General features: G+C 70.5%; 15 protein-coding genes. 12 read left to right on the forward strand and 3 right to left on the reverse strand.

The features are described 5' to 3' along the window. The first annotated feature begins 42 nt into the window (after positions 1 to 42). Positions 43 to 1,092, forward strand: coding sequence for a polyprenyl synthetase family protein (locus tag ACIA77_RS01655; protein WP_395884312.1), 1,050 nt, complete (start codon positions 43 to 45; stop codon positions 1,090 to 1,092). A gap of 14 nt (positions 1,093 to 1,106) precedes the next feature. Further along, complete coding sequence (locus tag ACIA77_RS01660) at positions 1,107 to 2,507, forward strand: hypothetical protein (RefSeq protein ID WP_395883821.1); 1,401 nt, start codon at positions 1,107 to 1,109, stop codon at positions 2,505 to 2,507. A 260-nt stretch (positions 2,508 to 2,767) separates the two neighbouring features. Here ACIA77_RS01660 and ACIA77_RS01665 read toward each other — a convergent pair whose 3' ends face one another. From ACIA77_RS01665 to ACIA77_RS01675, 3 genes are all read right to left on the reverse strand, one after another. Further along, positions 2,768 to 3,832, reverse strand: coding sequence for a 2-oxoacid:ferredoxin oxidoreductase subunit beta (locus ACIA77_RS01665; protein ID WP_395883822.1), 1,065 nt, complete (start codon positions 3,830 to 3,832; stop codon positions 2,768 to 2,770). After that, positions 3,829 to 5,781, reverse strand: a complete 1,953-nt coding sequence (locus tag ACIA77_RS01670) for a 2-oxoacid:acceptor oxidoreductase subunit alpha (RefSeq protein WP_395883823.1) — start codon at positions 5,779 to 5,781, stop codon at positions 3,829 to 3,831. Before ACIA77_RS01670 ends, ACIA77_RS01665 begins: the two co-directional genes overlap by 4 nt. Before the next feature lie 402 nt (positions 5,782 to 6,183). After that, positions 6,184 to 6,630, reverse strand: coding sequence for an Lrp/AsnC family transcriptional regulator (locus ACIA77_RS01675; RefSeq protein ID WP_204091772.1), 447 nt, complete (start codon positions 6,628 to 6,630; stop codon positions 6,184 to 6,186). Between the two features lie 73 nt (positions 6,631 to 6,703). On the opposite strand from ACIA77_RS01675, the gene ddaH reads away from it, so the two are divergent. The 10 genes from ddaH (at position 6,704) to ACIA77_RS01725 (ending at position 21,730) form a co-directional block, all read left to right on the forward strand. Next, positions 6,704 to 7,555, forward strand: a complete 852-nt coding sequence (ddaH, locus tag ACIA77_RS01680; RefSeq protein ID WP_395883824.1) for a dimethylargininase — start codon at positions 6,704 to 6,706, stop codon at positions 7,553 to 7,555. An 87-nt stretch (positions 7,556 to 7,642) separates the two neighbouring features. Continuing rightward, positions 7,643 to 8,278: a polysaccharide deacetylase family protein gene (locus ACIA77_RS01685; protein ID WP_395883825.1), complete on the forward strand. Its 636-nt coding sequence runs from the start codon at positions 7,643 to 7,645 to the stop codon at positions 8,276 to 8,278. A gap of 656 nt (positions 8,279 to 8,934) precedes the next feature. Beyond that, a complete protein-coding gene (locus ACIA77_RS01690) occupies positions 8,935 to 9,651 on the forward strand; it encodes a glycoside hydrolase family 75 protein (RefSeq protein ID WP_395883826.1) in 717 nt (238 codons plus the stop codon). Between the two features lie 246 nt (positions 9,652 to 9,897). Then, positions 9,898 to 11,214 carry a nucleotide sugar dehydrogenase gene (locus ACIA77_RS01695; protein WP_395883827.1) on the forward strand — a complete coding sequence of 439 codons (1,317 nt, stop codon included), beginning with the start codon at positions 9,898 to 9,900 and terminating at the stop codon, positions 11,212 to 11,214. After that, entirely contained in the window at positions 11,204 to 12,391 is a 1,188-nt protein-coding gene (locus ACIA77_RS01700; protein ID WP_395883828.1) for a glycosyltransferase family 4 protein, read from the forward strand. Before ACIA77_RS01695 ends, ACIA77_RS01700 begins: the two co-directional genes overlap by 11 nt. Before the next feature lie 127 nt (positions 12,392 to 12,518). Beyond that, positions 12,519 to 13,895 carry an exopolysaccharide biosynthesis protein gene (locus ACIA77_RS01705; RefSeq protein ID WP_395883829.1) on the forward strand — a complete coding sequence of 459 codons (1,377 nt, stop codon included), beginning with the start codon at positions 12,519 to 12,521 and terminating at the stop codon, positions 13,893 to 13,895. After that, complete coding sequence (locus ACIA77_RS01710) at positions 13,892 to 15,706, forward strand: Wzz/FepE/Etk N-terminal domain-containing protein (RefSeq protein WP_395883830.1); 1,815 nt, start codon at positions 13,892 to 13,894, stop codon at positions 15,704 to 15,706. Before ACIA77_RS01705 ends, ACIA77_RS01710 begins: the two co-directional genes overlap by 4 nt. Before the next feature lie 15 nt (positions 15,707 to 15,721). Then, positions 15,722 to 17,647 carry an asparagine synthase (glutamine-hydrolyzing) gene (asnB, locus tag ACIA77_RS01715; RefSeq protein WP_395883831.1) on the forward strand — a complete coding sequence of 642 codons (1,926 nt, stop codon included), beginning with the start codon at positions 15,722 to 15,724 and terminating at the stop codon, positions 17,645 to 17,647. Positions 17,648 to 17,654: 7 nt separating this feature from the next. Then, complete coding sequence (locus tag ACIA77_RS01720; RefSeq protein WP_395883832.1) at positions 17,655 to 19,835, forward strand: bi-domain-containing oxidoreductase; 2,181 nt, start codon at positions 17,655 to 17,657, stop codon at positions 19,833 to 19,835. After that, positions 19,835 to 21,730, forward strand: coding sequence for an alginate lyase family protein (locus tag ACIA77_RS01725; RefSeq protein ID WP_395883833.1), 1,896 nt, complete (start codon positions 19,835 to 19,837; stop codon positions 21,728 to 21,730). The genes ACIA77_RS01720 and ACIA77_RS01725 overlap by 1 nt, the downstream gene beginning before the upstream one ends. The last annotated feature ends 157 nt before the right edge of the window (positions 21,731 to 21,887 follow it).

Genomic DNA, 21,887 nt, shown 5'->3' on the forward strand with positions numbered 1-21,887 from the left:
CGGAAACCTGCCGGCGCATGAGAGAGCGGAGCCGACGTGTCTGTGTCTTCACCACCCCCGGGGGCGGGAGCCGCCGCTGCGCGGGATGGCGCTGTCGAGGACCTGCGCGCGACCGTCGGGCTGCAGATCGAGGACGAGGACCTGCTGAGGGCGGTCGCCGGGGGACTGGCCGACGTCGAGGCGATGCTGCGCGACGTCGTGAAGAGCGACGTGCAGGCGGTGCACGACGCGGCGTTGCACCTGGTCGAGGCGGGGGGCAAACGTTTCCGTCCCCTGTTCACGCTGCTGTCGGCGCAGTTCGGGCCCAAGCAGGGTGAGCACGTGCTCATCGCGGCCGCCGCGGTGGAGCTGGTGCACCTGGCGACGCTGTACCACGACGACGTGATGGACGAGGCGACCATGCGGCGCGGCGCGGAGAGCGTCAACGCGCGCTGGGACAACACCGTCGCGATCCTGACCGGCGACTTCCTCTTCGCCCACGCCTCTCGCCTGGTCGCGGACCTCGGCACCGACGCGGCGCGCATCATCGCCGAAACGTTCGGCGAGCTCGTGACCGGCCAGATGCGCGAGACGGTCGGCCCGGGCCCCGGCGACGACCCCGTCGAGCACTACCTCACGGTCATCGCGCAGAAGACCGGCTCGCTGATCGCGACGTCCGGGCGCTTCGGCGGCATGATGTCCGGGGCGCCCGAGGAGTACATCCAGGCGCTGTGCCGGTTCGGGGAGATCATCGGCACCGCGTTCCAGATCTCGGACGACATCATCGACATCGCGTCGCCGTCCGACGAACTCGGCAAGGTGCAGGGCACTGACCTGCGCGAAGGCGTCCGTACGCTGCCCATGCTGTACGCGCTGGCCGACCCGGCCACCGATCCGCGGCTCGTGGAGCTGCTCGCCGGCCCCATCACCGAGGACGCGCTGGTCGAGGAGGCCCTCGAGCTCTTGCGAAGTTCTCACGGACTCGAACGCGCGCGCGTCACCCTTTCCGACTACGCTTCGCGAGCACGTGCCGAGCTCACAGCGCTGCCCGCTTCCCCTGCGCGCGATGCCTGCGAGTCGGTCGCCGACTACCTGGTCGCGCGAACGCACTAAAAGGGGCAGGGAAGATGTCCATTTTCGGACAGGTCTGGTTGTGGAGCCTGCTGGCGTTCTTCGTCGGCGCTCTCGTGGCCTGGTTGGTCCTCGTGTTGCCGGCGCGCAAGCGGGTCCGCGAGCTGGAGGAAGCACTGGCCGCGGCGCACGCCGAGAACGCGCGCACGCCGGCCAACGCGGCGGCCCTGGCCGCGACCGGCACCGCGGTGCTGGCGCCGGTCGCGCCGGAGTTCCCGGAGTCTTCGGCGCCCGCGATGTCGTCGATGTCGTCGATGTCCTCCCGGTCTTCGCTGTCCTCGCTGCCCTCGGAGTATTCGGACGACGATCACGACTTCGCCGAGCCGGACCTCACGCCGTCGTGGGCCCGCGACGAGCGTGAGCACGCCCCGACCGAGCTGATCAGCGCGACGCCGTCGGCCGGGTTCGAGCCCGAGGCCGAGTACGAGGCGGAGTACCGGACGGCGCCGGACCCGGAGTCCGTCGCCGACGACTTCGAGCCGGCCCCCGCGCCGTCCTCCGTGGACAGTGGCGCCGCGTACCGCGCAGCCGCGACCGAATACCTGAACCCCGTCTCCCGAGATGCCGGCAGCGGTTACCACGCGGCGCCGGAGCCGGCGTTCGAAGCGGACGAAGAGGACCACGGCAGCGGCTACCACCGCGCGCCGGAGCCGGCGTCGATCGAGAGCAAGCTCGAGCCCGGATCTTCCTTCGGCGCTCCCGACGAATCGGTGTCGCTGTTCCAGCAGCCCGCGCCCGCCCCGGAAACGGCCGAATCGGACTGGTTCACCCAGGAACGCTCACCCTTCGAAGAGCCCGGCGACCACGAAGAAACCGGCAGCAGCTACCTCGAAGAACACGAGGCCACCGAGCACCTCACGCCCGCCCCGGCACCGGGCGCCGTCGCGGAACCCGCGCCAGAGCCGGTGGAGCCAGTGGAGTCCTCTGTGGAATCTGCGGGGTCCACAGAGGACGCTGTCGAGGACGCGCTGGAGCCGGGCGCCCTGCCGAAGCGCCAGCCGCGCGAATCCCCCCGCGGCGGGTTCGAGCCGCCGCGGCCGATCGAGCCGTCGATGCGCTCGGTCGAACGCCGGGAACCCGAGCTCACGGGCGCCCAGAGCGGCTCGCTGTTCGAACCGTCGGTGCAGCCCAACCAGGTCGCCGCCGCCATGGCGGCGCCCGAACCCCCGCCGGCCCGCGAGACCCCGGAGGACTCCGTGCCGCCCGGCCCGTTCGGCCCGGGCTCCGCGATGCCCCGCCCGGGCGGCGGCCGCCCCTCCGAAGCCTTCACGATCAAAGCGAGCGTCACCGCGCTGCGCTACTGCACCGACGAATCGCCCCAATTCCCGCGCATGGTGGCCGAAGTCTGGTTCCGCACCTCGGCCGATGCGGAACGCGTAGGCTTCCGGCCGCTGTAATTTTGGCCCCGGCTTCGCCGGGGCGGCGCGATCTCGCGGTGTGGTTGCCTCGGTGTGGAGTGGACTATCCATAGTGGATAGGTCGGGCGCTGCAGCGCGTCGGAACTCGGGTTGACCGGCTGGAGTTTGTTGTCCGAGTGGGAGGATCTGCCGACTGTCGTTCGGGCGCGCAACCGGTCGGTTGCCGGTCGTTGGAGTCGAAGTCGCAATTGCAGAAGGGCCTCCTCGCGGGAGCGAGGAGGCCCATTCTTGGCGGGGCTTTAAACGACGGTCCAGGTGTCCTTGCCGCGAAGGAGGCCCTGGAGGTCGGGGGTGCGGGCGGCGCGGGCTTCGTCCACCTGGGCGCGGGCGGCGTCGTCGTAGGTGGGGCGTTCGACGGAGCGCAGGATGCCCGTGGGGACGTGGTTGAGGTTCTGGTCGCCGAGGCGGGAGAGCGCGAAGGCGTAGGCCGTGTCGGGGATCGACGGGTCGTGGACGACGAGGTTGTCCTCGCCGATGTCGGTGACCTTGGCGACCTCCAGGCCGCCCCAGCCGCTGCGGGTGACGCCGAGTTCGCCCTCCGGGCCGAAGCGGATGGGCTCGCCGGAGCGCAGCGGGATGAGGCGCGTGGCGGCCTCGTCCTTGTCCTTCAGCACGTCGAACGCGCCGTCGTTGAAGATGGGGCAGTTCTGGTAGATCTCGACGACGGCGGAGCCACGGTGGCGGGCCGCCGCCTCGAGCACCTCGGTGAGGCCCTTGCGGTCGGAGTCCAGCGCGCGGCCCACGAACGACGCCTCGGCGCCGATGGCCAGCGACAGCGGGTTGAACGGCGTGTCCACCGAACCCATCGGGGTCGACTTGGTGACCATGCCCTGGCCCGACGTCGGCGAGTACTGGCCCTTCGTGAGGCCGTAGATCCGGTTGTTGAACAGCAGGATCTTGATGTTCACGTTGCGGCGCAGCGCGTGGATCAGGTGGTTGCCGCCGATGGACAGCGCGTCGCCGTCGCCGGTGACGACCCACACCGACAGGTCCGGGCGCGTGGTCGCGAGACCGGTCGCGATCGACGGCGCGCGGCCGTGGATCGAGTGCATGCCGTAGGTGTTGAGGTAGTACGGGAAGCGCGACGAGCAGCCGATGCCCGAGATGAACACGATGTTCTCGCGCTTGAGGCCCAGCGTCGGCAGGAACGACTGCACGGCGTTGAGCACCACGTAGTCGCCGCAGCCGGGGCACCAGCGCACTTCCTGGTCGGACTTGTAGTCCTTGGCCTTCTGCGGTTCGTCGGTGGTGGGGACCAGGTCCAGACCGCCGAGCTGTGGCAGTCCGAGGTCGATGGCGGTCACTTGACGCCCTCCGGGACGGTGCTGGTGATGATGTCGGCGAACACGTTCTGCAGCTCCTCGGCCTTGAACGGCAGCCCCGCGACCTTGGTGTACGAGTGCACGTCCACCAGGAACTTTGCCCGCAGCAGCAGCGCGAGCTGGCCCAGGTTCATCTCCGGGACCACGACCTTGTCGTAGGACCGGAGCACGTCACCGAGGTTGCGCGGCAGCGGGTTCAGGTGCCGCAGGTGCGCCTGCGCGATCGGCATGCCGAGCTTCCGCACGCGCCGGCACGCCGCGCCGATCGGGCCGTACGACGAGCCCCAGCCCAGCGCCAGGACGCGGGCCTTGCCGCCGGACGGGTCGTCGACCACCAGGTCGGGCACGTCGATGCCGTCGATCTTCGCCTGGCGCAGCCGCACCATCTTGTCGTGGTTGTCGGGGTCGTAGGAGATGTGGCCGGTCCGGTCGGCCTTCTCGAGCCCGCCGATGCGGTGCTGCAGCCCGGGCGTGCCCGGCACGGCCCACTCGCGCGCCAGCGTCTCGGGGTCGCGCACGTATGGCCAGAACTCGCCGGAGCCGGCCGAAGCACCGTCGGAATTGGGTTCCTTCGCGAACTCGACGCGCAGGTCGGGCAGGTTCGCGACGTCCGGGACCAGCCACGGCTCGGAGCCGTTGGCGATCGCGCCGTCGGACAGCAGCAGCACCGGCGTGCGGTACTTCAGCGCGATCCGCGTGGCCTCCAGCGCCGCGTCGAAGCAGTCGGCCGGCGAGAGCGGCGCGATGATCGGCACGGGCGATTCGCCGTTGCGGCCGAACATCGCCTGCAGCAGGTCGGCCTGCTCCGTCTTGGTCGGCAGGCCCGTCGACGGGCCGCCGCGCTGCACGTCGATCACGACGAGCGGCAGCTCCGTCATCACGCCGAGGCCGATGGTCTCCGACTTGAGCGCGATGCCCGGGCCCGAGGTCGAGGTGACGCCCAGCGCGCCGCCGTAGGACGCGCCCAGCGCCGCGCCGATGCCGGCGATCTCGTCCTCGGCCTGGAAGGTGATGATGCCGTAGTTCTTGTGCTTGGACAGCTCGTGGAGGATGTCCGACGCCGGCGTGATCGGGTAGGTGCCGAGCAGGATCTGGAGCCCGGACTGCTGGCCGGCCGCGACGATCCCGTACGCGAGCGCGGTGTTGCCGGTGATCTGCCGGTAGGTGCCCTTGTCGAGCTTCGCGGGGGCGACCTCGAACGTCGTCGCGAACGATTCGGTGGTCTCGCCGTAGTTCCAGCCGGCGCGGAAGGCCAGGATGTTGGCCTCGGCGATGTCCGGCTTCTTCGCGAACTTCTCCTTGAGGAACCGCTCGGTGCCCTCGGTCGGCCGGTGGTACATCCACGACAGCAGCCCCAGCGCGAACATGTTCTTGCACCGCTCGGCGTCCTTCTTGCCGAGGCCGGTGTCGGCCAGAGCGCCCTGCGTCAGTGTCGACATGGCGACGCGGTGGATCTGGAACGCCGAGAGCGTGTCGTCGTCGAGCGGGTCGTTGTCGTACCCGACCTTCACGAGGTTGCGCTTGGTGAACTCGTCGGTGTTGAGGATGATCGTGCCGCCGTGCGGAACGTCGCGCAGGTTCGCCTTGAGCGCGGCGGGGTTCATCGCCACCAGGACGTCCGGCCGGTCGCCCGGCGTGAGGATGTCGTAGTCCGCGAAGTGCACCTGGAACGACGAGACGCCGGGGATCGTGCCTTGCGGGGCCCGGATCTCGGCGGGGAAGTTCGGCATCGTCGACAGGTCGTTGCCGAAGGCCGCGGCCTCCGAGGTGAACCGGTCGCCGGTCAGCTGCATACCGTCGCCAGAGTCACCGGCGAACCGGATGACCACCCGGTCCAGTTTGCTGACTTCGGTGGACCTCGAGTTGGTCAAGGCGGCGTGGCCGTTGCCGGCCTCTGCGCCCCCAGGACCGCCGTTCGCACTCGTGCTCATTGGTCAGGGAATCCCTCTCTCCCGACGTGCTGCGACCCCCGGGTCGGCCCCCGGGGAAAACGCCCGCCCGGCGATGTCGGCTGGATCACCAGGCCACTCCCGAGGTTACTCGTCGGGGACTCGGGAGTTCCCGAAGTGTGGGGTACCCGGACTTCGAACCTGCTCGGCGCGGTAGCGGACGGGGCGGTTTGTGTTACCTGTAACCGATGGTAACGGTATTTCCAGGCGAACCGGAGTGACGCGCGTCTCCCACTGTTGGTGCAAACCGGCCGGGTCGGGTCCCGGATCGGCTGCGCACAGCACACCGGATGGCCCGGCGCGGCACAAATTTCCCGGGATGTGGGAAGAATTCGAAGGTGAACCCGGCCGATCGCGGTTTCCGATGACCGCCAGGGCATCGGTTCAGGACTGCGGATTCGGTGGCCGTTCCAACAGGCGGGACAGTACGACCGTCGACACGGTCCGGTCGACGATCTCGAGCCCGCGCAGCCGCTCGAGCGCCGTCTCGAGGTGGTGGATGTCGGCGGCACGGAGGTGGACGATCGCGTCCGCCGCGCCGGAGACCGTGTAGGCGGCGACGACCTCCGGCAGTGGTTCAAGCCGCGCGCGGATCCGCCCGGGCGCCACGTTGCCCTGGCAGTGGACCTCCACGAACGCCTCGGTGCCCCAGCCGAGCGCTTCGGGATCGACGACGGCCGTGAAGCCGCGCAGTACGCCCGTTTCCAACAGGCGGTCGACGCGGCGCTTGACCGCCGGAGCGGACAGTCCGACAACCTTCCCGATCTCCGCGTAGCTGGAGCGCGCGTTCGCCACGAGGCAGGAAACGATTCGCTGGTCGATGGTGTTCACACGCAATGTTTAGCAGGTATGTGCGCAGCGAACAGCGATTGATTGCGAATTTGGCCGACCTTACTCTGCAGTTATGCAGGCAGAGTCTGTGCAGCGCGTGCCCACCACCCGCCGTTACCTGATGTGCCCGCCGCGGTTCTTCGCGGTGGACTACGTGATCAACCCCTGGATGGACCCGACGCAGCCGGTCAGCGCCGACGTCGCCGTGGCCCAGTGGACGGAGCTGCGCGACACCTACCGCCGCCTCGGCCACACCGTCGAGGAGATCGAGCCGCAGCCGGGGCTGCCGGACATGGTGTTCGCCGCGAACTCGGGCACCGTCGTCGACGGGCGCGTGCTCGGCTCGCGCTTCCGGGCGCCGCAGCGCGCGGCCGAGGCCGAGCACTTCCGCCGCTGGTTCGTCGAGCACGGCTACCGCGACCTCACGATGCCGGAGCGGATCAACGAAGCCGAGGGCGACTTCGCCTGGACGGGCAAGCTGCTGCTCGCCGGTACCGGTTTCCGCACCGACCCCGCCGCGCACGGGGAGGCGCAGGAGGTGCTCGGCGTGCCCGTGGTGTCGCTGAACCTCGTCGACCCGCGCTACTACCACCTCGACACGGCGCTGTTCGTGCTCACCGAGGCGGACACTGGCACGGACAGCGTGCCGGCCCAGATCGCGTACTACCCGGACGCCTTCTCGCCCGGCTCGCGGCGCGTGCTGCGCCGGCTGTTCCCCGACGCCGTGATCGCCACGGCTGCCGACGCGGAGTGCTTCGGGCTGAACGGGGTGTCCGACGGGCGCAACGTCGTGCTGCCGCTGGAGGCCACCGGGCTCGGCGCGCAGCTGGAGGCCCGCGGCTACGAACCCGTCTACCTGGACGTTTCCGAATTGCGGAAGGCCGGCGGCGGCCCGAAGTGCTGCACTTTGGCGATCCGGAAATAACTTTGTGTAGATAGTGTAACTACTCCATTTGCTCCATCGATTAAGCGGAACACAGGAGGTCCAGCGGTCCGACCGGGACGAGGTGTGATGGTCAACTTCGCGGTGCACGGCATCGGCAGACCCCAGCGTGCACTCGACCCGGGGGAGGACGAACGCTGGATCACCGTCGACCAGTTCGACACCCTGCTCGACCTGGTGGGCACCCGGCCGGACGTCCGCCTGACCTTCGACGACGGCAACGTCTCCGACGTCGAAGTCGCCCTGCCGCGCCTGGTGGCCCGCGGCCTGCGCGGCGAGTTCTTCCCCCTGGCCGGCCGCGTCGGCTCGCGCGGCTTCGTCGACCGCTCCGGCCTCCGCGACCTCGTGGCGGCCGGCATGGACGTCGGCTCCCACGGCTGGGACCGGTTCGGAGCCGAGCGGTTCTTCGAAGAGCGAGTGCTGCGCCGCGAGCTGGACGTCGCGCCGCGCGTACTGGGGGAGCTGAGCGGTCGCCCGGTGTGCCGCTACGCGCTACCGCAGGGACGGGTGGATCGCCGCGTGCTCGGCCACTTGAAGGCGGCCGGCGCCACGCGGGTGTACGCCGGCGACCGCCGCCCCACCCGCGGCGGCGAGTGGCTGCAGCACCGCGTGGAGGTGCGCCACGACTTCGACCAGGCCTGGGCCGAAGACGCCCTCGCCCAAACCCGGCGACGCTGGTTCCTGGGCAAGTTCTCGAGCTTCTAGACCCACCCAAGGCGACCGCACCCCCACCTACGACACCGCCGCCGAACTACGCAGCAAGTCCTGCGCCCAGCCCCTGCCCGGCGCCTCGAACGGCGACGCACCGCGCGCATACGAATCTGCCGCCCGGCAGATCCACCGAGGATGTGCCCTGCCGCTGGCCGCCACTTCGTAACGGCGACGCACCACGCATACGACACCGCCGCCCGACTACCCAGCTGAGGATGCGCCCAGCCCCTGCCCGGCACCTCGATCCGAAGCTCCTCTACGGCCGCCGACCCCGTGTCAAGGCACGCTTTCCCGCCTTGACACGGGGTCAGCGGCCGTAGTCACACTCGAGCTTCAGGGTGCCTACGCCACGCAACACGCCCCCGCGCAGGACCGCATCAACCCACAACGCAACCGCCGCCCCCGCGCAGGACCGCATCCCCACGCACAACACAACACCACCCCCAAAACCCCACCAATGTCCCACTCCCCGGTACCTCAATTCCCACCTTTCGTGACCACTTCCCCGAACTAGCTGCGACTTCGACAAACCTCCCCGCCCAGTCGGAAAACCACTCACCCAAGAAGGGTTGTCACGCACCGCATCGAGGTGCATCCTGTGCGCTACGCCGCAACTGTAAGGAAACTTTCCTAACTAACAGGGAGCCTCGATGAGGAAGCTGATCCTGTTCGCGACCATGGCGATCGCCGCCACGGTCCTGCCCACAGCGGTGGCGTCGGCATCGGCAGCACCGGCAGCCGGGAACCCGGCCCAGACCACAGCCCAAGCACAACCCGCAGCCGGCCCCTCCGCAGCGCAGCTACTGGCCAAGATGAACAGCTGCAAGCAGATCTCGAACGGCAAGTACAAGACCGACGAGGACGCCGGCTCGACGACCGTCGCGGTGTGCGACGCGAACGGGGCGGTGTTCTGGAAGGCCGACATGGACATCGATTGCGACGGGCAGCGGACGTCGCAGTGCAACGAGGACACCGACTGCTGCTTCCAGGACGACACGGCGTTCCACCAGAGCGACGGGCAGCCGCTGAACGCCGCGGCGTTGCCCTACATCGTGGTGCCGAGTTCGAGCAGCACGTGGAACTACGGGTCGTCCGGGCTCAAGGGTGGCGGCAGCTGCGCGGTGATCTACAACGGCAAAGTCGAGTACACCGTGATCGGCGACACCGGGCCGACGGGGATCATCGGCGAAGCGTCGTACGCGACGGCCAAGGACCTCGGCATCAATCCGGATCCCTCGAACGGCGGTACGGACTCCGGCGTGACCTACCTCTGCTTCAAGAACTCCAAGGTTTCGCCGATCGAGAACCACGGTTCGGCGAACAGCACGGGGCAGAACCTCGCGAACCAGTTCGTGAGCAACAACTGAAATCAGCCATCGGCAAACGACCCGCGGCGCCGGGGAAGCATTCGCACGCTTCCCCGGCGCTTCGTCGCTTCTTGGCCGAAATGCCGCTACCGCAACGGAAAAAGCTGTCACCGGACCAACAAGAAGCCGAAACAGCGCGAAATCGATACGTGAATCCGGTTGCCATTCACCGAATGGCCTGAACGGGTAACGAACGGCCGCCGCGTGCCGACCAACCGGTCAGCGAATGCGGGCGGAGGTTCAAGCGTGAGGATCAGTGTCTTCGGGCTGGGGTACGTGGGGTGCGTGTCCGCGGCTTGTCTGGCGGGGCGCGGGCACGAGGTCGTCGGGGTCGACGTGAACCCGGTGAAGGTCGACCTGGTGACGCGCGGCAACGCGCCGGTGGTCGAGGAGCGCATCGGTGAACTGACGGCCGAGGTGGTGGCGTCGGGGGCGCTGCGCGCGACCACCGGCGTGGCCGAGGCGGTGGCGGCGACCGACGTGTCGCTGGTGTGCGTGGGCACGCCTTCGGCGCCCAACGGCAGCCTGTCCACCGAGTACCTCGAGCGCGTCGCCGAGCAGATCGGCGAAGCCTTGGCGCACAAGGAAACTCGCCACACGGTGGTGTTCCGCAGCACGATGCTGCCGGGCACGTGCCTCGACCTCCTCGTGCCGATCCTGGAGAAGGCCGGCGGCCGCACCGCGGGCGTCGACTTCGGCGTCGCGGTGAACCCGGAGTTCCTGCGCGAGGGCACCAGTGTGCGGGACTTCTTCGACCCGCCGAAGACCGTCATCGGCGAACTCGACGCGGCCAGTGGCGACATCGTCGCGGCGCTGTACGAGGGGCTGCCCGGCGACGTCTTCCGCGTGCCGATCCCGGTCGCGGAGATGACCAAGTACGCCGACAACGCCTTCCACGGCTTGAAGATCGGCTTCGCCAACGAACTCGGCGCCATCTGCCGCGCGCTGGGGCTCGACTCGCACCAGGTGATGGACGTCTTCCTCGCCGACCGCAAGCTCAACGTGAGCCCCGCGTACCTGCGCCCGGGCTTCGCGTTCGGCGGTTCGTGCCTGCCGAAGGACCTGCGCGGGCTGGTCTACGCCGCGCGCCGCGCCGACGTGTCGGTGCCGATCCTCGCGCACGTGCTGCCCTCGAACTCCGACCACCTGCAGCGCGCCTTCGACCTCGTCGCGCGCACCGGCAAGCGCAAGGTCGGCCTGTTCGGCCTGTCGTTCAAACCGGGCACCGACGACCTGCGCGAGAGCCCGCTCGTCGAACTCGCCGAACGCCTGCTGGGCAAGGGTTACGACCTCAAGATCTACGACGCGAACGTGAGCCTGTCGCGTCTGATGGGCGCCAACCGCGAGTACATCGATGCCCGGCTGCCGCACTTGGGCCAGCTGCTCGCGGGGTCGGTGGAGGAGGTGCTGGCGCACGCCGACGTGTGCCTCGTCGGCACCGCCGACCCGGCCGTGCTCGCGGCCCTGCCCCACGGCGGCGAGCAGACGCTCGTCGACCTCGTCCGCCTCCCCGACGCCGAGGTGCGCCGGGCCGAAGAGGGATACGTCGGCCTTGCCTGGTGACAAGAAGAAAGCGCTGATCCTGGTCGAGAACCTCTCGGTGCCGTTCGACCGCCGCGTGTGGCAGGAGTGCCAGACGCTGCGCGACGCCGGCTGGGAGGTGCACGTGATCTGCCCGCAGGGCACGAAACGCGACACCGAACCCGAGGCCGTGGTCGACGAGGTGCACATCCACCGGTACCCGCTGAAGGCGGCGACCGGTGGCCCCGCGGGGTACCTGCAGGAGTACGGCTCGGCGCTGTGGCACACGATCCGGGCAGCCCGCAAGGTCGGCCCGGTCGACGTCGTGCACGCCTGCAACCCCCCGGACCTGCTGTTCCTCGTCGCGCGCAGGCTCAAGCGCCAGGGTGCGAAGTTCATCTTCGACCAGCACGACCTCGTGCCGGAGCTCTACCTCTCCCGCTTCGACCGCGGCCAGGACCTGCTCTACCGCGGCGTCTGCGCCCTGGAGCGCTCGACCTACCGCGCGGCCGACGTCGTGATCGCCACCAACGAGAGCTACCGCCAGGTCGCGCTCATCCGCGGCGGCAAGCGGCCCGAGGACGTGTTCGTGGTCCGCAGCGCGCCCGTGGTCGAGCGGTTCCACGAGGTGCCCGTGGAACCCGAGCTCAAACGCGGCAAACCCCACCTGCTCTGCTACCTCGGCGTGATGGGGCCGCAGGACGGGGTGGACTACGCGTTGCGCGCGCTGACTTCCCTGCGCGACGAGATCGGCCGCACCGACTGGCACGCGGTGTTCGTCGGCGCGGGCGACACGTTCGACGACATGGTCGCGCTGTCGAAGGAACTGGGCCTGGCGAACCAGGTCGAGTTCACCGGCCGCGTGTCCGACGCCGACCTGCTGCGCTACTTGTCCGCGGCCGATGTGTGCCTGTCGCCCGACCCGCTCAACCCGCTCAACGACGTGTCGACGATGAACAAGGTCATGGAGTACATGGCCATGAGCAAACCGATCGTCTCGTTCGAGCTTCGTGAAGCGCGGGTTTCCGCGGGCGACGCGGCGCTCTACGCGCCGGCCAACGACGTCACCGAGTTCGCCAAGCTCGTGGCCGTGCTGCTCGACGACCCGCAGGAGCGCGCCCGCATGGGGGCGCTGGGGAAGGCGCGCGTCAGCGGCCCGCTGGCCTGGGAGAACTCACAGCAGGCGCTGCTCGCCGCGTACGTTCGCGCGATTCGCTGAGCCGCACGGTTGATCGCGAATTGAACAAGCTTCCTGCGTTCGGTGTAACCAACGCGTCGGGCCTGACGACGGGGTCAGTAACCGGTACGCCACTTCAACTGCCCGATGCGGGAGGGGGACCCCGATCTTGAGTGACGACGCGGTACGACTCTCCACAGTGGGGCAGGTCCTGCGGAGGCGCTGGCGGGCGCTGCTGATCCTGGTCGTCGTGGGAGCGGGGGTGGGCGCGGGGGCGTCGCTGGTGCTCTCGCCCGGCTACGAGACCACGGCCAGCGTGCTGCTGCAGGGCCCGCGCCAGGCCGACGAACTGCTCACCCAGGCCCAGGTGGCCACCAGCTCCGTGGTGCTCGACCGCGCCGGCGCGGCGCTGGGGCTGCGCGAGACCGGCACGGACCTGCAGAAGAAGGTGAGCGCCTCGGTGGCGCAGGGCAACGTCGTCGCGATCACCGCCGACGGCGACAGCCCGCAAAACGCGCAGCAGCTCGCCGACCAAGTCGCGAACGAGTTCGTGAAGTACTCCACGCAGCTGCTCGCCAACTCGGCCGACACGTCGGCGCAGCTGGCCCAGGAGCAGCGGGAAGCGCTGCGCCAGCAGGTGGCGCAGACCAACCAGCGCATCCTCGACCTGTCCCGTTCGGTGCAGGACGGGCAGACGGTTGAGGGCGTGCAGGTCCGCACCGAGTTGCAGGGGCTGCGGACCTCGCTCGAGCAGGCCATGAACAACCTCAACGCCGCCGACGCGGCCACGGGCGCCGGGAACATGGTCGTGATGGGGCCGTCGGAGAAACCGACGTCGGCCGCCGCACCGACCCTGCCCCAGCTCGCCGGCGGTGGGGCGATCCTGTTCTTCCTCATCGGGGTCCTCGGCTACCTGTTCGGTTCGCGCACCGACCGCCGGCTGCGCAGCGAAACCGAGATCGGTGCCGCGCTGGGCGCGCCCGTGCTGGCGAGCGTCGACGTGCCGGAGTCCGGCGAGCGCGAGCCGGCCGCCGGCGTCCGCGGGGTGCTGCGCCGGATCACCGGCAGCGACAGACCGTGGAACCTGCCGGAAGTGCCCGTGTCGGCCGACGACGCGAGCCGCGAACTGCGCTACCGCCGCGTGTTCGCGCGCCTCGGCGCCGACCGCGATGGCGTGCTGCGGCTGCTCGTGCTCGTCGCCGCCGGCGACGGTGCCGCGCGGCGGGCCGCCGAGCAGTTCGCGAAGGTCGCCCACTCCGAACGCGTGCGGGTGCAGCTCACCGTCACCGAGGTCGTGGTGGCCGCCGGCGTGCAGCCGACCGTGCCCGACGGCACCGACGGCGTGCTCGTGGTCCTCTCGCTCGGCACGCGCAGCGCGTGGGAGCTCGTGGCGGTCGCGGAGGCTTGCGCCGACGCCGGGCACGAAGTGCTGGGTGCGGTGCTGACCCGCCAGGTCCGCGTCACCGGAAAACCGCGCAGAGCACCCGCCGCGGCGGGTCCACCCCAGGTCCCGGTGGACCGCGACGTGATGGCAGGTTCGCCGTGACCACAGACAGGAATTCCTCGCCGCCCTTGATCGATCTGCAGCGGCTCGTCGTCGCCGTGCGCCGGCAACGCCGGCTGTGGCTGACCTTCGCGCTGCTGGGGCTCGTCGTCGGCGGCGCGGTCGCCGTGCTGCTGCCGGCTCCGCCGACCGCCGTCACGAAGGTCATCGTGATCCACCCGGACGACTCGCCGACCGACAGCGGCACGCTCATGCGCACCGACGTCGCCGTGCTGCAGACCGCGAAGATCGCTTCGGCGGCGCTGAAGAAGACCGGCAGCACCGAATCGACCGAAGACTTCCTGAAGGACTACGCCGGGCTCGGCCTCACCAACAACGTCCTGCAGGTGACGGTGAAGGCGAAGACGCCGACCGAGGCGCTGGCCAAGGCGCAGGCGCTGGCCGACGTCTTCATCGCCGACCACGTGCAGCGCAACCAGGCCGCCGCGACCGCGCAGGCGAAGGCGCTGCTCGACCAGCGAACCCAGGCGCAGCAACAGCTCTCGCAGATCGATGCGCAGGCCGCGGCCGAGGCGGACAAGGGCAGCCGGGCCAACGCCGGCACGCTGGAGCAGCTCTACTCGCAGCGCGCCGACCTGACGTCGAAGATCGCCGACCTGCAGAACCAGGCCCAGCAGGCGGGCATCGGCACGCCGCAGGTGGCCGCGGGCACGCAGATCGTCGACGCGCCGGCGATCGTGAAGGTGTCGTTCCTCAAGACCGTCGCCACCAACGGTGCGATCGGCCTGGCGCTGGGGCTCGCCCTCGGGCTCGGCCTGGCGATGGTGACGGCGCTCGTGCGCGACCGGCCGGTGCTGCGGCGAGAGGTTTCCGAGCACCTCGGTGCTTCGGTGATCGCGCAGCTGCGGTCGAAGGGGCGGGGTCCGGCCCGGCTGTGGGCCCGGTCGCGGCCGGTGGCGGATCGCAAGCGCGTGGCCGTGACGCTGGTGCGCGCGGCGCGCTCCGAACGCGGTCCGTTGTCGCTGCTGGAACTCGGCGCGCCGGGCGTGGCCGCGGGGCTTGCCCTGGACATCGCGCAGGAGCTGGCCGAGGACGGTCCCGTGGTGGTCGTCGACGACCTGCCGCACCGCGACGCGGCGAAGCTGCCCGCGGCCGGCGACGTGAAGGTCGTCGAAGCCGGCGACCCGGCGGCGAAACGCGCGGCGCACCTGATCGGCGTCGGCTCGGTCGCGCCGGGCACCGCGTGGACGGACCTGGAGTACCTCGGCCGGGAAACGGTGCTGGTGGTGCGCTCGGGCCACGCGAACACGCTGTGGCTGCACACGGTCGCGCGCCAGCTCGCCGACTGCGGCATCCCGGTGCTCGGCGTGGTGCTCGTGGACCCGGACCCGAAGGACCACACCGACGGCACGCTGTGGGACGGCCTGCACACCGCGCTGCGCGGCCGGGCGAGCGTGGTCGCGGCGAAACAGGCGGAGAAGCCGGCCATACGGCTCGCCGACGAGAAACCCGCCGGCACCGCGGGCGACAAGGCTCCCGTGCCGCCGCGGAAGTTCGTGGCGCAGGAGCCCGAGAAACCCATCGACTGGCCGGTGGAGCAGGACAGCGAGCAGACGATCGAGAGCTCCGTCATCACACCGGCCGAGCCGGCCGAGCCGGTCAAGCCGGTCGAGCCGAAGCGTCACCACCACGAGGCGCCGACTCGCCGGCTGAGCCCGGTGCCGCGCAAGCCCGAAGAGCGCACCCCGACCCCGGAGCCGCGCAAGCCGGAGCAGCGTCAGCCGGAGCAGGCCGCCAACTCGGAATTGCCGACGAGGAAGTTCGCGCCCGTCCAGTCCGGTCCGGAAAGCTAGAGAGGGCGAACGCACATGTGCGGCATCGCAGGTGCCTACCACTGGCCGGACGGCGGCCCGCTCACCGATCGGCTCACGAAGTGCCTCGCGCACCGCGGGCCGGACGGCTCGGGCCGCTACGACCACCGCGCCGGCGCCGGCGAAGTCCACTTCGGACACCGCAGGCTCTCGATCGTCGACCTGTCGGAGACGGGTGCGCAGCCGATGGTGGCCGAGGGGCTCGCGCTGACCTACAACGGCGAGCTCTACAACGCGCCGGAGCTGCGGGCCGAACTCGAGGGCAAGGGCGTGCGCTTCCGGGGCACGTCCGACACCGAGGTGCTGCTGCGCGCGTGGCGCGAATGGGGCGTCGACTGCCTGCCGCGGCTGCGCGGGATGTTCGCGTTCGGGATCTTCGACGAACGCACCGGCGAACTGGTGCTGGTGCGCGACCAGCTGGGCATCAAACCGCTGTTCTTCGTCCAGCGCAGCGGCGGTGTCGCGTTCTCCTCCGAGCTCAAGGCGCTGGCCACGGAGCTCGGCGGCACGCTGGAGGTCGACGAGGGTGCGCTGATCGCGTCGCTGCTCTACTACTGGGTGCCCGACAGCCGCTGCGCCTACCGCGAGGTCGAAAAGCTGCAGCCCGGCACGTGGATCCGCTTCCGGCCCGGCGCTCCGGCCGAGCGCGGCGCGTACTGGTCGCTGCGCCAGGTCGCCGAGGAAGGCGAGGAGTACAGCCGCCACCACCGGGGCGACGTCGACCTGCACGAGGTCATCGCCGATTCGACGAGCAAGCACCTGCTCGCCGACGTCCCCGTCGCCACGTTCCTCTCCGGTGGCCTCGATTCGAGCTACCTGACCGCGCTCGCCGCGCGGCAGCAGCCCGGGATCTCCGCTTACACCATCGGTTTCCGCGCCGAGGACGCCAAGTTCGAGGCGATGCCGGACGACCTCGAGTACGCCCGGATCGTGGCCCGGCGGTTCGGCGTGGACCTGCACGAGATCGAGATCGCGCCGCAGGTGCTCGACCTCCTGCCGCGCATGACCTACCACCTCGACGAGCCCATCGGCGATCCCGCGGCCATCAACTCGTTCCTCATCTGCTCGGCCGCGCGCGAGGCCGGCGTGAAGGTGCTGCTGTCCGGCATGGGCGCCGACGAGCTGTTCGCCGGCTACCGCAAGCACTACGCGAACCAGCTCGCGCTGCGCTACCAACGCGTGCCGGGCGTGGTGCGCAAGCCGATCGGGACCGTCGTGGACCGGCTGCCGGTCGCGTCGGCGAGCCGCGGCTACCGCACGGTGCGCTTCGCCAAGCGGTTCCTGTCGTTCGCGGAGCTGCCGGAGGAGACGGCGTTCCGGCGCAGCTACACGATGTACGACCGCGGCGAGCTGCTGGGCCTCGTGAACCCCGACTTCGCCGTCGCGGTCGACGACGTGCTGACCGAACACGCCGACACCTACCACGACCAGGTGCTGTCCGACTACGTCAACCGCATGTGCCTGGCCGATACGCGGATGTTCCTGCCCGGCCTGAACCTCACCTACACCGACCGCTCGACGATGGCCGCCTCCACCGAGGTGCGCACGCCGTTCGTCGACGTCGAGGTGGTGAAGGCGGCGTTCCGGGTGCCGGGGACCAAGAAGATCGTCGGCCGCCAGGGCAAAGCGGCGCTCAAGGAAGCGGCGACGGCCATCCTGCCGAAGGAGATCGTCTACCGCCCCAAGGGTCTTTTCAGCGCGCCGCTGCGGGCGTGGATGAGCCGCGACCTCGCGCCGCTCGTGGAGGAAGTGGTCAACGAAGGTGTCCTCGTCGAGTCCGGCTTCCTGCGGCGCGACGCGCTGCGCAAGCTCGTGGCCGAGGACGCCGCCGGTCAGCAGGACCGGGCGAAGCACCTCTGGCACGTCTTGACCCTCGAGTACTGGTACCGCGGCGCCCGGTCCGGCGCGCTCTCTGGCAGCTAGGAGTGCTGTGAAGCAGGTAGTGCAGAACTACAAGAGCGGGGAGCTGGCGCTCCTCGACGTGCCCGTCCCCGCGTGCAAGCCGGGCGGCGTGCTCGTGCGCACCGGGTACTCGCTGATCTCCACGGGCACCGAGATGATGAAGGTGTCCGAGGCGAGCATGTCGATGATCGGCAAGGCGCGCTCGCGCCCGGACCAGGTCGCGAAGGTCATGCAGAGCGTCGCCACCAACGGGCTCGCGGCGACCTACCGCAAGGTGACGAGCAAGCTCGACTCCTACACCCCGCTCGGCTACTCGCTGGCCGGCGTGGTCGTGGAGGTCGGGGCGGGGATCGACGACGTGGCGGTGGGCGACGTCGTCGCGTGCGCCGGCAACGAGCACGCGCTGCACTCCGAGCTGAACTGGGTGCCCAAGAACCTCTACGCTCGCGTGCCCGCCGGCCTCGACCCGCGGTTCGCGGCGTTCGGCACGGTCGGGTCGATCGCGATGCAGGGCGTGCGCCGCGGTGAACCGCAGCTCGGTGACCTCGCGCTGGTGATCGGGCTCGGCCTGATCGGGCAGCTCGTGGTGCAGCTGCTGGTCGCCTCGGGCGTCCGCGTCGTGGGCGTGGACCCGGACCCTTCGCGCTGCGAACTGGCCGAACAGCTCGGCGCGCTGGCGTGCGCGCACCCCGGGTCGGGAGTGGTCGACAACGCCGTCGCGGAGCTGTCGGGTGGTCACGGCGTGGACCAGGTCTACCTCGCCGCGGGCGGCGCCTCGAACGATCCGGTGGAGCTGGCCGCGAAGCTCGCGCGCGACCGCGGCCGGGTGGTCGACATCGGCAAGATCTCGCTCAACCTGCCGTGGAACGCCTACTACGAAAAGGAACTGGACGTCCGGTTCTCGCGCTCGTACGGGCCCGGCCGCTACGACCCCGAGTACGAGCTCGAGGGCCGCGACTACCCGATCGGCTACGTCCGCTGGACCGAGCGCCGCAACATCGAGTGCTTCCTCGACCTGGCCGCGCGCGACAAGCTCGACGTCGAACCGCTGATCACGCACGTCGCCGACTTCTCGACCGCCGTCGAGACGTACAAATCGCTGCAGGACGGTGAGCTCAAGGCCGTCGCGGTGCTCTTCCGCTACCCCGGCGGCCCCGAACCCGAGCCGCAGACCGTGGTGTCGGCGGTGGCGGCGCCCGCCGCGACGGGCACGCGGGCCACCCCGCGCAGCCGGCCGCGCATCGGGTTCGTCGGGGCCGGCAACTACGCGTCGTCGATGCTGCTGCCGCACCTGGTGGAGCAGGAGCGCGTGGCACTGTCCGAAGTGGTCACCACGTCGGCGCTCTCGGGGGCCAACGCCAAGCGCAAGTTCGGCTTCGCCAGGGCTACCACGGACCTCGACGCGCTGCTGGCGAACGACTCCGTCGACACCGTGTTCGTGGTGACGCGCCACAGTTCCCACGCCGAGCTCACCCGCCGGGCGCTGCTCGCGGGCAAGGCCGTGTTCGTGGAGAAGCCGCTGGCGTTGTCGGAGAAGGAGCTGCGCGGGATCGTCGAGGCGATCGAGGAGTCGGGCAACGACCGCCTGCAGGTCGGCTTCAACCGCCGGTTCGCGCCGTTGCTCAACGAGGCCCGGATCCAGTTCGGGCCGCGCCTGGGCCCGGCGTCCGTGCGCTACCTCGTGAACGCGGGCCGCCTGGAGTCGAACAGCTGGTACAACCAGGCCGACTCCGAGGGCTCCCGCTTCGTCGGCGAGGGCGGGCACTTCATCGACACGGTGAGCTGGTTCCTTGGCAGCGACCCGGTTTCCGTCTACGCCACCGCGACCCCCGGCAACGACGACCTGCAGGTGCTGCTGCGCTACGCCGACGGCTCGACCGCCGCCATCAGCTACGTCACCAGCGGTTCGACGTCGTTCCAGAAGGAGACGCTGGAAGTCCTGGCCGACGGCAAGGTGCTGAAGTTCGACGACTTCGCCCGCGCGAGCGTGTACGGCAAGAAGCGCTGGGCCAGCTCGCGCATCCCGAAGGGCCGCGACAAGGGCCAGAAGGCCGAGGTCGAGGCGTTCGTGACCGCGCTGACCACCGGCGTCGCGATGCCGATCAGCGTCGAATCGCTCGTGACCACCACGCTGGCCACGCTGGCCGTGAACCGCAGCCTCGAAACGGGCGCGCCGGTGCGGCTGGAGCCGAAGGAGGTGCTCGGCTGATGGATCCCGCCTGGTACCTGCGAAGACTCTCGGCCATGAGCCCGGCCGAAGTCGCGGGCCGCGCGACGGACGTGCTGCGCAAGCAGCAGTGGCGCGGCGTCGCGAAGCAGAAGGCGACCTGGTTGCCGCACCGCGCGTTCGCCCGTCCGGCGAGCGTCGACGGTGTGTCGGCCGAAGCCCGGGCCGAGCTGCTGGCCACCGCCGAACGGCTGGTGGACGGGTACACCGAGTACTTCGGGGTCGAGCGCGGCGACCTCGTGGCGCCCGACTGGTCGTTCGACCCGAAGACGGGCCTGCGCGCACCCGCCGACGCGTATTCGTTCGACATCGCCTACCGCAGCGAGGACACGGTCGGCGACATCAAGCAGATCTGGGAGCCCTCGCGCCACCAGCACCTCACCGTGCTGGCCGCCGCCTACGCGCTGACGGGTGAGGACCGCTTCGCCCACCGCGTGGCCGACCACCTGAAATCCTGGTGGGCGGCCAACCCGCCGATGCGCGGCGTGCACTGGGTGAGCGGCATCGAACTCGGCCTCCGGCTGCTGTCGTGGGTGTGGGTGCGCCGCCTGCTCGACGGCTGGTCCGGCGCGTCCGGCCTGTTCGAGGACAACCCCGAGGCCCTGCACCAGATCTGGCACCACCAGCGCTGGCTCGCGGCGTTCCCGAGCCGCGGTTCGTCGGCCAACAACCACGTGATCGCCGAGGACGCCGGGCAACTCGCGGCCGCGTGCGCGTTCGGCTGGTTCCCGGAGTCGCCGGGCTGGCGCGACGCGGCGCTGCGCTCGCTCGACACGCAGCTGCAGGCCAACACGTTCGCGTCCGGGCTCAACCGGGAGCTCGCCACCGAGTACCACGGCCTCGTGCTGGAGCTGGGCCTCGCGGCCGCGCTGGAGGCGGGCCCGCTCGTGCCCGAGTCGACCTGGCTCGTGCTGCGCCGGATGACCGACGCTCTCGCGTCCGTTGTGGACTCGAAGCTGCGGCCGCCGCGCCAGGGCGACGCCGACGACGGTTACGGGCTGATCGTCGACGGCACCGGCACGAGCCGCTGGGCGTCCCTGCTCGCGACGGGCGACGCGCTGTTCGGCCGCCAGGAGTGGTGGCCGAAGGTGCCGGGCGGCGACGTCCGCACCGTGCTGTTCGCCTCGCTCGGCGGTACCCCGGAGCTCACCGACCCGCGACCCCCTCGGCGGGTCGACGACCTCTTCGACGCGGGCATGACGATCCTGCGGACGCCGGCCGGCGAACCCGAGGAGATCTGGTGCCGTTGCGACGGCGGGCCCCACGGGTTCCTCGCCATCGCCGCCCACGCGCACGCCGACGCGCTGTCGCTGGAGGTCCGCCACGACGGCGTCGACATCCTCGCCGACCCGGGCACCTACTGCTACCACGGCGAACCCGAGTGGCGCTCGTACTTCCGCTCCACGCTCGGCCACAACACGCTGCAACTCGGCGGCGCCGACCAGTCTGCTTCCGGCGGGCCGTTCCTGTGGACGCGGCACGCGCGCACCCGCACGCTCGCCGTCGGCCCGGTGCGCTGGCGCGCCGAGCACGACGGCTACGCCCCGGCCGTGCACCGACGCTGCGTGGAGCTCGCCGACCGGGCGCTGCGGATCGTCGACGAGGTCGAGGGCGACCTCGCCCTGCCGGCGAAGCTCGCGTTCCACCTCGGCCCGCTCGTCGAGGTGACGCTCGAGGGCAGCACGGCGCGGCTGAGCTGGCCCGGCCACACGGCGACGCTGGACCTGCCGGCCGAGCTGGAGTGGACGGCGCACCGCGGCGAGACGAACCCACCGCTCGGCTGGTACTCGGCGGGCTTCGGCCGCCGCGAACCGGCGACCACCCTCGTCGGCTCGGGACCCGCCGCGCCGGCCTTCACCACGACCTTGCGTTTCTGACCCGAAAGGACCGACCCGGTGCGTTCGACCAGCAGGCTGGTGCTGTTCCTGGGCTTGCTGTGCCCGCTCGTCCTCTCGGGGTGCACCGGGTCGTCCGACGACAACGACGTCTCGTCCAGCCAGGTCGCGGCGACGTCGGCGGCGCCGTCCGGCCCGA

It is taken from the genome of Amycolatopsis sp. NPDC051903, from assembly GCF_044452505.1.
Lineage (GTDB): Bacteria > Actinomycetota > Actinomycetes > Mycobacteriales > Pseudonocardiaceae > Amycolatopsis.

Bases quoted from the DNA above. Each gene is read 5' to 3' on its own strand.
- ACIA77_RS01660 (WP_395883821.1), top strand. From the start codon at position 1,107: ATGTCCATTTTCGGACAGGTCTGGTTGTGGAGCCTGCTGGCGTTCTTC.
- ACIA77_RS01670 (WP_395883823.1), bottom strand. From the start codon at position 5,781: ATGAGCACGAGTGCGAACGGCGGTCCTGGGGGCGCAGAGGCCGGCAAC.
- ddaH (WP_395883824.1), top strand. From the start codon at position 6,704: ATGCAGGCAGAGTCTGTGCAGCGCGTGCCCACCACCCGCCGTTACCTG.
- ACIA77_RS01685 (WP_395883825.1), top strand. From the start codon at position 7,643: ATGGTCAACTTCGCGGTGCACGGCATCGGCAGACCCCAGCGTGCACTC.
- ACIA77_RS01690 (WP_395883826.1), top strand. From the start codon at position 8,935: ATGAGGAAGCTGATCCTGTTCGCGACCATGGCGATCGCCGCCACGGTC.
- asnB (WP_395883831.1), top strand. From the start codon at position 15,722: ATGTGCGGCATCGCAGGTGCCTACCACTGGCCGGACGGCGGCCCGCTC.
- ACIA77_RS01725 (WP_395883833.1), top strand. From the start codon at position 19,835: ATGGATCCCGCCTGGTACCTGCGAAGACTCTCGGCCATGAGCCCGGCC.